The 2,025-nt window shown below is 36.5% G+C and carries 1 protein-coding gene; it reads left to right on the forward strand.

Annotation, left to right across the window (positions count from 1 at the left end):
• Positions 1 to 646 precede the first annotated feature (646 nt).
• Entirely contained in the window at positions 647 to 1,567 is a 921-nt protein-coding gene (locus ACR2F7_RS09645; protein ID WP_432713366.1) for a DUF4886 domain-containing protein, read from the forward strand.
• The last annotated feature ends 458 nt before the right edge of the window (positions 1,568 to 2,025 follow it).

Genomic DNA, 2,025 nt, shown 5'->3' on the forward strand with positions numbered 1-2,025 from the left:
ACTTTGAAAAGCAGGCATTTATTTCAAAGGAAAATTGCATCATCTCTAAGGCACTTGCAGGCATAAAAATCGAGCTTACCGTAAATTATCTACAGTAGTAATTCATCCTGGCGGCGGTAAGTCATAACCGCCGCTTTTTTACCCCCGGAACCCACAATCATTTTGACGTCGATCATACGCCTGGCAGATACCCGCTGTTCTAGTGATTGGTACCAACTGTCGTAATATGATATCTTCTGGCCCCTCAAACAAAATAGGTACTCTAACCTGAGCTAAAATAGTACTTGAACTCAATGCCTTAAATTGAAAGGCTTTTTAAAAAAAAAATTCCTCTCAAAATCTGATATTAAATAGAAAAATTGAATTGGAATATTGAAAGGCTAAGAATTTCTACTATATTCGATATTCGGTGACTTCAGATCTTGGTGTGACATAAAAATAAAAACTTATCTTGCCGTAGTGAAGAAATCCTGGGTTGCTTTAACATCGGGGGTCTAAAAAGAGGGTATGTAGGGTTATGAACAGCCAATAGGAACAAGTCCTGAAAAAGGTAACGCCAACAGCACAGAAGTTTATGACATTGGTGCTTTGTTATCTGGAGTTGAAAATACAGCAATATATGAAAAACGTCTAAATTTAATAAAGTATGATGAAAATTGATATGTTGGTTCTTAAACGAACGTATATTTTATTCGGTCTATTGCTGATTTTTAGCATAAATGTTTTCGGACAGAATGATGGTAATGCTTTAAAGTTGTTTATCATAGGAAATAGCTTTTCTCAAAATGCAAGTACCTTTCTGCCACAAATAGCCAAAGAAAAAGGGAAAACTTTAGTAATCGGCAGGGCAGAACTAGGCGGACATTCATTACAACAACATTGGGGTTATGCAGAAAAATATGAAGCTAATCCAGATGATCCAAAAGGAAAGCCTTACAATGGGAAATCATTAAATATGCTTTTATCTGGGGATACCTGGGATGTGATAGCCATTCAGCAGTACTCTTATCTATCTGGCGATTCATCAAGCTATTTGCCTTATGCTAAAAAATTGGTTGAATATGTAAAAAAGTTGCAGCCTAATGCTCAGATTGTTATTCATCAAACATGGGCTTATCGTGCTGATGCGAAAAAATTTGGTAAGATAGGCAAAGACGTATTTGCAAAGGATCAACACGAAATGTTTCAAAAGTCTCGTGAAGCTTACCACAAACTGGCAAAACAACTTGATTTAAAAATCTTACCGGTGGGCGATGCTTTTGAACTCGTTGCGAATGATAAAAAATATGGCTATAAACAGGATGCTAATTTTAATTTTGAACACCCGGTTCCACCAAACCTTCCCGATCAAAGTCACTCAATAAATGTTGGTTATTTCTGGAATCAAAAAGAATTACACTTTGACCCCAATCATGCCAATGATGCAGGTAAATATTTAGGTAGTTTGATTTGGTACAGCGTGCTTTTTAACGATCTGCCTAAAAATATCAAATTTAAGCCAGCATCAGTGTCTGATAAATTTAGCAGGTATCTAAAGTCAGCTGCAGCTAAAGCAATACATCCTTGATTGAATTGACACCGCATTTCTATTGATGTAGTTACTAGCCTATATGTTTAAACAAGGACTGTGTGGAAATATGTTTTCTAATCTTAAGAACTTTTGCTCAAGCTATCCACAGTTCAATTACAACACATAAGTATTTATTTGAGTAAGGCTAAAATCGCTGATGAAAATCAAGAAATTCGAATAGAGGGTAAGAATATAATTTTATAGCCTAACGCTGCTCTCGAACCCCGAATATAAAAATAGCGCATGTACTGAGAAGGCTACGATGAACAGCATGACCTCGAATATTGGTAGAACAGATCGAAAGAACGTGTAACCCCTCCTAAAAATCGGACTGCACAAAAGGCGAAAATTCGTAACTTTAAAGCAGCAAGATGAAGAAGTCAAAAATTAGTGAATCGCAGATCGTAGCAGCGATCAAAGAACATGAGTCAGGAAAAACGGCAGCAGATATTTGC

The sequence above is a fragment of the Pedobacter sp. genome (assembly GCF_045628745.1).
In the GTDB taxonomy this organism is placed as follows: domain Bacteria; phylum Bacteroidota; class Bacteroidia; order Sphingobacteriales; family Sphingobacteriaceae; genus Pedobacter.